Annotated in this window: 7 protein-coding genes; 3 read left to right on the forward strand and 4 right to left on the reverse strand. The window is 42.5% G+C overall.

The genetic code is table 11. The features are described 5' to 3' along the window. The first annotated feature begins 143 nt into the window (after window positions 1-143). Together JGK16_RS31115 and JGK16_RS31120 are read left to right on the forward strand one after the other, a co-directional pair. Window positions 144-614: a tetratricopeptide repeat protein gene (locus JGK16_RS31115; RefSeq protein WP_293193720.1), complete on the forward strand. Its 471-nt coding sequence runs from the start codon at window positions 144-146 to the stop codon at window positions 612-614. Between the two features lie 126 nt (window positions 615-740). After that, window positions 741-3,350: a glycosyltransferase gene (locus JGK16_RS31120; protein ID WP_293193722.1), complete on the forward strand. Its 2,610-nt coding sequence runs from the start codon at window positions 741-743 to the stop codon at window positions 3,348-3,350. 60 nt (window positions 3,351-3,410) lie between these two features. Here the strand turns inward: JGK16_RS31120 and JGK16_RS31125 are convergent, their stop codons facing one another. From JGK16_RS31125 to JGK16_RS31140, 4 genes are all read right to left on the reverse strand, one after another. Beyond that, window positions 3,411-5,654, reverse strand: coding sequence for an O-linked N-acetylglucosamine transferase, SPINDLY family protein (locus JGK16_RS31125; protein ID WP_293193724.1), 2,244 nt, complete (start codon window positions 5,652-5,654; stop codon window positions 3,411-3,413). Between the two features lie 182 nt (window positions 5,655-5,836). Further along, a complete protein-coding gene (locus JGK16_RS31130) occupies window positions 5,837-6,367 on the reverse strand; it encodes a type IV pilin-like G/H family protein (RefSeq protein ID WP_293193726.1) in 531 nt (176 codons plus the stop codon). A 108-nt stretch (window positions 6,368-6,475) separates the two neighbouring features. Continuing rightward, entirely contained in the window at window positions 6,476-7,801 is a 1,326-nt protein-coding gene (locus JGK16_RS31135) for a class I SAM-dependent methyltransferase (RefSeq protein ID WP_293193728.1), read from the reverse strand. A gap of 72 nt (window positions 7,802-7,873) precedes the next feature. Continuing rightward, window positions 7,874-8,104: a hypothetical protein gene (locus tag JGK16_RS31140; RefSeq protein WP_293193730.1), complete on the reverse strand. Its 231-nt coding sequence runs from the start codon at window positions 8,102-8,104 to the stop codon at window positions 7,874-7,876. 52 nt (window positions 8,105-8,156) lie between these two features. On the opposite strand from JGK16_RS31140, the gene JGK16_RS31145 reads away from it, so the two are divergent. Further along, window positions 8,157-9,986: an O-linked N-acetylglucosamine transferase, SPINDLY family protein gene (locus JGK16_RS31145; protein ID WP_293193732.1), complete on the forward strand. Its 1,830-nt coding sequence runs from the start codon at window positions 8,157-8,159 to the stop codon at window positions 9,984-9,986. Window positions 9,987-10,063 lie beyond the last annotated feature (77 nt).

Genomic DNA, 10,063 nt, shown 5'->3' on the forward strand with positions numbered 1-10,063 from the left:
GTAGACTGACATTCCGGGCATTGCATAATATTCCTTTTAAATGTGTGTGATTTGTGACGCTCCGACGACCATTTCATCATACCCTAGTTCAGCAACGCCTGGAGATTCAAGCAAAAATTTTAAATCTGTGAGGGGCGATCGTTTTGCGATCGAACTTGGGCAATCTAGATATAGGTACTCAGGAAGTGCCTGGAAACCGTCTAGGCAAAGGATTGACGATGGAAAGTACGCAGAAAAAGTCTAGTGATAGTCGGGTTAATAAGGGCGATCGTATTAAGCAGATTTTTGCGTTTGTATCAATGGCTGGCTTTGCGGGTTCGACAATTTTTGGTATGGTGAGTCTGTTCAGCAGCGGTTTGAGCAGCCAGCACCAACAAAAGCAGGCGCCAGTGGTTGCTTCCCAGGAGTCTCTGCTGGCGGCCCAGGAACGGGAATATCAGACGGTTTTGCAGCGGGAACCTCAGAATCAGACGGCTCTAGAGGGGTTGGCGAATGTGCGGTTGGAGATGAAGGATGATGTGGGGGCGATCGAGCCTTTGGAGAAGTTGGTGAAGTTGAATCCTGACAAAGCGGATTATAAGGTATTGTTGGGGCAAGCGAAGGGGAAGAAGTAGGGGGGAGGAAAATAGGGGATAAAGGAGCGATTGTTAAGAAAAGTTGACTGATTCGAGTATAGAAACAGACCTGCTTAATAAAAATAAAACAAATAAGAAATTACTATTCCAGTAGAGAAAGAAATTATGAAGCCAAACGACAACTTAGTAAAGTTACATATAGGCTGTGGGACACACATCAAGGAGGGATACTCTAATATAGACCAATATGTTTATACTTCAGGTGCTATTCAAATGGATATCTTCAATCTGTCCTTTGAAAGTGACTCTGTAGATGAAATTTTTACAGAACATATGCTGGAGCATATTGGAAAATTTGAAGTCCCACGAGCTCTTAAAGAATGGGCAAGAGTTTTAAAGCCAGATGGTAAATTGGTGATGAATTTACCAAATCTAGAATGGTGTATGCAGCAGTGGTTAGCGAAGCCAGAACAGGAACGATGGGGTTGGCAGTTAGATACTATATTTGGGTTGCAGACGCACCCAGGCGAGTTTCACAAGACGGGCTTTACTGCGACTCGACTACAACAATTACTGAAAGCCGCAGGTTTTCAAAATATTAATATTAGTAATTACTGGTCTCATGCTCAGAGTTGCTTTTGGGTTGAAGCAAGTAAAGGTTACTGCACGAGCGCAGTTAAGTGTTTAGCGAGTATAGTTGTACCTTGGTGGGATCATAGTGAATTGTTAGAACTGTGGGAACAGAACCTCAAATACTTACCCGATACCGAAATAATATTTATTGATAATGGTAGCGCACCGAAAGGAAAAACTGCATTGGAAGAATTTTGTAGACAACAGAAGATTAAGCTGCTACGAAATGAGACAAATCTAGGCTTTGCTGCGGCCAATAATCAGGGAGCGAAGGTAGCAACTGGCGAGTATATTATTCACCTAAACAATGATGTGGAAATAAGAGATTCACCGATTGAATCTTTATGTGATTTGGCTGCCGAAGGTTTAGCTGGACCTTTAGCGCACAATGAACTAGGGGAATTTTATTTAGAAGGTTGGGCACTGTGTATTAAAAGACATTTGTTAGAGGCCCTGGGAGGATGGTGCGAAGACTATGGACCTGGATATTGGGATGATGTGGACTTGTCTCACAGGGCAAGATTGGGAGGCTACTCATTGAGTCCGGTTCCCGATATAAACAGATTGATTCGCCATATCACAAATACTACAGGTCGCGACGGTCGTCTAGATCAACTTGCTTTGCATTTTGAAAATAGAGAAAAATTTATAAAAAAATATTATAGTTCTGTCCCAAAAATCATTGTAGATGCCGTATTTTTCCAGCTTTATAGAACAGGAATTGCCCGTGTATGGCAATCATTGCTAGAAGAATGGGCGCAAAATGATTTTGCCAAGCATATTGTTGTTCTTGATAGGGGTGGAACAACTCCTAAAATTCTTGGTATTAGATATCGAATGATTCCACTTTATGACTATGCGACAACGGACTTAGATCGCGAAATGCTACAGCAAGTGTGCAATGAAGAAGCTGCTGATTTATTTATCTCCACTTACTACACTACACCCCTATCCACACCTTCAGTGTTCATGGCATATGACATGATTCCCGAAGTTGTGGGGGCAAATTTGAATGAACCAATGTGGAAGGAGAAACATCATGCTATCCGCCATGCTTCTGCTTATATTGCTATTTCCAAAAGCACGGCTAGTGACTTAGCAAACTTTTTACCAGAAATTGCTCCTAAGTCTGTAACTGTAGCTCTGTGTGGAGTTAAAAATCTTTTCTCACCGGCTAGTCAAGAAGATATTAAAGGTTTTAAAAATAAGTATGGTATCTCAAAGCCATACTTTATTTCAGTTGGAGGGGGCGCAAATTATAAAAATAGTATCTTGTTTTTTAAAGCTTTTGCTCAACTTGCCAGCAAACAAGGCTTTGAAATAGTATGTACGGGCAGTGGAGTTTTATTAGAAGCAGAGTTTAGAAATTATACTTTAGGTACTGTAGTTCACAAGCTTCAACTCAATGATGACGAGTTGAGATTAGCCTATGCTGGTGCTGTTGCACTGGTTTATCCCTCGAAATATGAAGGATTTGGCTTACCTGTACTGGAGGCAATCTCCTGCGGTTGTCCCGTCATCACTTGTCCTAATGCCTCGATTCCTGAAGTTGCAGGAGAAGCAGCTTTATATGTAAATGATGAGGATGTTGAGGGTTTAGCGGATGCACTTTGTGAGGTACAAAAACCGAAGGTTCGCAACTCATTAATTAGTGCTGGGTTGGAACAAGCTAAAAAGTTCTCTTGGTCAAAAATGGCAAAAACGGTTAGTTCAGCACTGATTGATGCAACTCTAGTGCATTTAAACTTGAAAGAGATTAATCTAATTGTTTTTCCAGATTGGTCACAGCCAGAGGAGTCTCTTGGTTTAGAATTGGAACAAGTGGTTAGGGCGATCGCAACTCATCCAGACAAAAGCAAGATGACTCTGTTAATAGACAACAGCAATATTTCTGACGAAGATGCTAATCTCGCTTTGTCAAGCGTGGCGATGAGTCTTTTAATGGAAGAAGATTTAGATGTTTCTGATGGACCAGAAATTTCATTGATTGGACAATTAAGCGAAATTCAGTGGTCAGCTTTAATACCTCGACTTTACCGTCGAATTGTATTAGAGAATGAGAATAAAGAGGTGATTGTGCAGGCAAAAGAACTAAACATTCCCACATTTGATTCAGACAGTTTTGTGCAGGAGAAGCACTGATAAATCTAGGTAATTTGTGCTGCCACTCGCTGCACAAATTACCAACCCGGACAATCACTCTCAATCACGACTGTCAAGATATTTTTGCCACATTTGTTCGTAAGCTTTCTCCATCTCTCGCGCAAACTGTTGGCCATTCCATAGCGGAGCAGTGTGCCTTGACTGTCGCAGTCGCCAGGATATTTGTTGTCGCAAATCAGGGTCTTTCCCAAAGCGAATTCCCCACTCCACATATTCTTCATCAGTCCAAGCAATTCCCTCTGTTATCCCTACATTCATCATCATCGTGTAACTATTTCGACTGGAAAACTGCTGGCCGACCCTCGTAACCAAAGGAATTCCCATCCAAAGAGTTTCTAATGTAGTTGTAGCTCCGTTATAGGGATAAGTATCAAGCACCACATCAGCAATTCCTAAATTAGCGCGGTGAACTGTTTCTGTTGCCACTATTGGCAAGAATCGCAAACGATCTGCGTTCACCCCTTCTGATTCTGCTATTTCAGTAAAGAATTTTTTGAGTAATTCTTCATCTCCTAAACCTTTAACCAAGAAATAGCTATTTGGTACTGCTTTAATAATCTGCATTTGCAAGCGTACTGTGCGGGGATTGTATTTGTATCCTCGCTGAAAACTTACGTATGCGACTGCATCATTAGGAATATTTAATTGATCGCGCCGCACCCTTGGGACATCTAATTCAAAGCCGTCTACTGCTATGTAGGTTTGGGGCAAACGCCAGATTTTTTCAACATAGTAATCTTCGGCGGATTCAGGCAGCACATAAGGGTCAGCAATAAAATAATCAATATTTGGTATGCCTGGTGAATCCCAGCCCAGCCAACTGACTTGTATGGGTGCAGGTTTAAGCATCATAATCTCGCAGCTAGTATTCAGTGTCAGGCTGTCGAGTTCGACCAAAATATCAATCTCATCCTCACAAATTAGCTCAGCTACTTCAGGGCCGTGCAACCCTAATTTCCGATTTTTTAAAACTTTGCTTGTGTACCATTCCTCCAAAGGATCCTGTGTTAGTTTAGAGTCAGACCCCAGTAAATAAGCATAAATTTCAAAGCGATCGCTATCGTGATACTCGAAGAGCCACCGCGCTAGCCAGCCTACAGAATGGCGGCGCAGGCAATATGACAGATATCCAATTTTTAGACGTTTTTTAGGAACATCTGTTTTCACAGCAGAAGACAGTCGCTGGTGGCACTTTTCCATTTGCTCCTTAGCATAATTAGCAACATTCAATTGGCAAATTTCTGCTATCTGACGGCGAATTTGTATGTTTTCCTGCGGTTTATCCTGAAAGTATGGGTAGAAAAATATCGAACTAAATAAACGAACTGTAGCGCTTGCATCGAGATCGGTTGGCGCCTGCTCGATTAGCTCTGCCAGTAGAGATTTGAGGGTCTGAAATGTTGAGTAAGCTTCATCAGCATAACCACCCGCAGTCATCATGCCGCGAATAATTAAGTGACAAGCATACACTTTATCGGCTAGGTTTTCCATTACCGAATAGCCAAGCCTAGCCATTTCTATCCCCTTTGCCGACTCACCTATATCTTGATAAAAAGAGGATAAAGTACGTAGCAACTCTGGGTGCTTGGCATCTAAGCGCAAGCCGAGTTCTGTGAATTTAACGGCCAGGGGAAATTGACGCGCTAAATAAGAAATTATATAAACAAAATTGATTAAAGTATCAATAAAAATTAGTGGCTCCTGGACATAAGCTAAACAAGCTTCTGTCAATTCCAAAGTAGATGGGTGTAGAGGAGCATAATCTAGGACACTCTTCCACAACTGCATCAGCAGCTCATGGTTGATCGATAAAGGTTTGTTTGACTTGAGCAGTTCAATCACGCCCAGAGAATCAGGCTCTTCGCCAGAGTAAGTCTCAAGCAATATGGATAGTGCCATTAAATGCAGCAGGTTGTGCAGATTAGAAGGGCTGATTTCCCGTAAATGCTGGCGCACAGCCCAAGCCACAGCATAGTCTTTTCGTTGCATCCGCTGCCTTTCTGCTTCGGCTTCGAGAACTTGTACCAGTTCTTGAGTCCACTGCTCGATTTCCTCTGGCTCGCCTTCAGTTATTCCCAACAGCCAGGTTGTTTGAGCTTCTACCTCCTGTCCCTGCAACAACAACATTAAGCCCAATTGCCAGTAGTAGGACTTAATATGGGGTTCCCCTTCAATTGCTTGTTCGTAGAGTAGCGCAGCCCGAGTATAATTTTCGTTGAGCAAACATTCCCTTGCTTGTTCCTGCCAATCAGGTGCAACAGCCAATAAGTTATCAGAAGTCATAAGCTAAAAAATCTACAAATATACCTAAGTTAGAAAAAACTTTTGACTAAGGTGTAACAACCTGATTTACCTCTAACTTCGCAATGACAGGTATTATAAACAATTCATCAATTAATATGTCATAAAAAGCGGGTAGCATACTGAACTCTACCCGCTCCTTGATGTATTATTGCACTCAGAAATTACTTAGTAACGAGAGTCTGAGCATCAGTGCACTTGGTATTCTCCCGTGCAGGTGTAATTACGGCAGGAGCCTCTTGTGCAGCAGTTAGTTGCTCACAGAGGATTGAACTCGTACCGTCTCCCTCACCTGCTGGAACGAAAAATACTGCGCCTGCATATCCCTTAATCGAAGCGCCTATAGGTTGTGCGCCCATAGTGACTCCTCCGTTGGCACCAGCAATACTTGCACCCACGCCATACTTATAATTGTTAGTTCCTGTTTTGATACCCAGACCCAAGCTGGGGACATCAGTTGCGAACACAGATCTCTCTGCAAAGTAAGCTTGTTGACCTTTGTTCATTGAACTGATGTACTGTTTGGCTTCTGACTGCTTGGCTTTACTCGCTTGGTTGAGGAAAGAAGGCAAAGCAATAGCAGAAAGAATACCGATGATGATGATAACGACCAACAATTCAATCAGCGTAAAACCCTTATCTTGTCTTCTCTGCTGGAGGTGTTGCAGAAACTTGGCTTTAAATTCAGTCTTCATTAGTTGATTCTCCTAGAGGCTTGGGATGCTTGATTTCTAACTCCTGAGAGTAACTTACCCACTTCTGAGACCTTTCATATCACTTTCCGGAATTTTTTTTGAGGCTTCTCAAGTTTTGCGCTCCAAAAGGACGTAGAGACAAGCTTCCAGTCTCTCCAGCAATTCTTTGACCTCTTCAAAAGCTTTCTCCTCGGTCACCGCTTCTAACGTTGCAGGACGCAAAGGTCTGAGCTGGAGCCACCGCTTTACCAAAGATATCACAGGCTGTACCCCATCCCACAAAAGTAGCAGGCAAGAAGCCATTACACTCTCGATCGCAATTGGACTCGTTGTTGGCAATGGGATGTAACGGCTAATCTCAAAAGGAGTTTGCGCCGCAATGCTGCTGAGCAAGTCTTCTCGGGCTTGGGGACTCGCCAACTGAGGATGCAGGTATACCCGTGCTGCTTGCCAGTCATTTGGAGTCCATTCGGAAACAGGCACAAAAGACTGAGTTTGATCGGGATGACTACACCAGAAGTCAAGCAGGCGATGGGTTGGATGCAATAGAGTAAATAAATGGAGTCGATCTTCCAAAGACGTTTCTGGCAAGCTCATCCCCAGAAACGCAGGTAAATCGTGGGGATTTTTGAACAGATTCAGCAATTCCCACTGCTGCCAATTCACCATGCTAATCAGCTCTAAATTTGCTGATTTCAATGTTGAAAACATTTCAGGAACAGTACAGCCTTTATCCCCGAGTAGTAAGTAATTGGCCAAAATCCATTCTTGACTGTTGCCACGTTCTGAATTCCAGCTTATGTTCTTGAGCATGACTTCATCTTTTAAAGCCGTCATAATTTCCCGGACTAATTCAATCTCAAAATCTCCTGGACTTCCATCCATTAAACCCATTAGCTTAAAAACTCCCTGAGCGCGATGGACGAGATTTCTGCCCGTTGAACTGTGTAAATTGGTACGGATAATTCCGTCTGGTTTTAGCACAGACTTCATTGCCACCAGACCCTTGACTGCATCTGGCAAGAGATAAAGAACTTCATCTGTATTTATATAATCAAACTCTAACCCTAAACTCGGCAATTCTTCAATTGAGAGAACGTGAAATTCTGTATTTTCAAAGCCGTAATATTGCAACCGCTGGCGGGCTAGTTTAATCGATTTTTCGGAAAGATCAACTCCAACTATTTTAGCTCCTGGATTAGCTTCTGCTAAAATCAAAGATTTGTATCCGCTACCACAGCCTGCATCTAAAATTATCTTGCCTTGTGTTTCTATAATATTTTGATTTTTTAAATAGTAAGGTGTTAGCAAGTTGTGAAGGTAGAGCAATTCATAATCTTTTTTAGGAGATTGTTCTAAGGGAACTTTTGGATAAGGAGCATTATCAAATAGTTGACGAATGTTATTTATTAAATCTAATTCTTGGGTATCCATTCTGAATCGCTCCTGATACTGCTAAATTGTGATGTGCTACTGCTCTGTTACAATACCGAAACTTATCTTACCCTACGCTAGCAAAAAACGATCGCCCCCGCCCAGCCGCCACACATACTTGCCATAATAATCTGAAACCCGATCGCCCAACACAGCATCCATGAACACCAACATCAGCCCCATCCTCAAAGTATTCTGCTTCTCCGCCGCGTTTTCCCTGGCCATCAAGTACGCAGGGCCCAGCCTATCCATAGCCTCAACCGACTTCAACGCCCTCATCGCCGTGTTTACCCCCAGTATCATCCTAGCTGCGATTCTGGGCTGGCGGGCATGGCAACAACAGCCGAGGTAGGAGTTGAGCAGCCGCACACAACACCAAAAGCCCCACAATACCCAACAATACAGGACAGACGATCGCATGGATCTAACCACCTTGAATCTCAAACCCTTAAACTTGCTCATTTTCCCCGATTGGAGCCAACCAGAAGAATTGCTATATTTAGAGTTGGCACCAATTATCAAAAGTATTGTCACTCATCGCGATCGCCATAATCTAGCTCTTTTAATAGATAGCACCGAAATTTCAGAAGACTCTGAGTTAGACGCTGATTTAATTTTGTCCGGGATTCTCATGAATCTTTGCATGGAAGAAGATTTAGATCCTAGTGTCGAACCGGAAATTATTTTATTAGAAAACCTCACTCAAAGCCAGTGGCAAACTCTTCTGCCACAAATTCAATATAGAATTAAGTTGACTGCGGAAAATCAAATAGCACTAGCCTTGTCCGGCGCAGAAATTATCCCATTATTGGAACAGGATAGACTTAGCCATATAACGCTGGAATCACCAGCATCAATGGCCCTGAATTTGGCTAACACACTCTACTATCAAGGAAGATATGAAGAAGCTATTAAGCAGTATCAAAGATTTTCGCAATTCCAGGTAGGAGATGTAGCACTATTTTTGAACTTCAGCGATTGCTGGCGAAGAATTAATCAAATCTCAGCAGCTATCGCAATCCTTGAGCACGGGCTTCGCTATTACCAGACAGCCGGACAACTGCACTTTGAACTAATCAAAATTTGTCAGCAGAGCGGACAAACAAAAAAAGCTATTTCAAATGCAGAAATAGCCGTAGAAATTCTCCCGAATGAATACGTCTTTAAACTTTTTAGCCACTTGACATTGCCAATTGTTTACAATAGTTTACGTGAAATTCAAACTTACCGGAAGAGATTTGTCAGAGAATTAGAAAGCTTGATTCAGCAAACATCTTTGAAAACTCCACAAGAAAAAATAAATGCTTTTTTCGGCTTGCAGAGTTTCACTAATTTCTACCTAGCCTATCAAGCCCACAATGTTGTGGAATCCCAATCAAAATATGCCAATTTAGTGCATCAAATTATGGCGGCGAACTATCCCCAGTGGGTGGAACCGCGACAGATGCCTCCGCTGCCGGAAAATGGTAAAATTAGAGTCGGTTATGTTTCTAGTTACTTGCATTCTTACAGCGGCACTTTATGGTTGACCGGCTGGTTGCGCTATGCCGATACGAAAAAAATAGAAATTTACTGTTACTACACGGGTAACGAACCCGATCTAATTACAGAACAATTTCGCGAATACAGCCATGTATTCCGCCACATTCCTCACAACTTAGAAGCTGTATGCCAACAAATTATTGATGACAAATTGCACATTCTTGTCTTCCCGGAAATTGGGATGGATGCACCAACTGTCCAAATAGCAGCTTTGCGCCTCGCACCCGTGCAATGTTCGGCGTGGGGACATCCTGTAACCTCTGGTTTACCCACAGTTGACTATTTTATTTCCAGCCAATTGATGGAACCGGAAAATGCACAATTGCATTACTCAGAAACCTTAGTTAAGTTGCCTAATATTGGGGTTTCCTACCCAAAACCACTCGTGGGAGAATTAAACAACAGTCGCTTAGATTTTGACCTGCGAGAAGATGCAATAATTTACTTTTGCTGCCAAGCTCCTTTCAAATACTTACCGCAATATGATTTTATTTTAGCAGAAATTGCCCGCCACGTTCCGCAAGCTCAGTTTATTTTTCCGCGCGGTGAACTTTTGCGAAAACGGCTCAAGCGGGCTTTTGCTGCTGTTAACCTCGATAGCGAAGATTACTGTGTATTTCGGGCTCTTCTGGCTTTTTGGTGAAAAGTGTATAATGAGATACTACTAATTGATTTCTACCGTATGGATCTTCATCTTGACAGACTGCTTAATCTACCCGA

It is taken from the genome of Microcoleus sp. PH2017_09_SFU_O_A (genome assembly GCF_020738625.1).
Lineage (GTDB): Bacteria > Cyanobacteriota > Cyanobacteriia > Cyanobacteriales > Microcoleaceae > Microcoleus.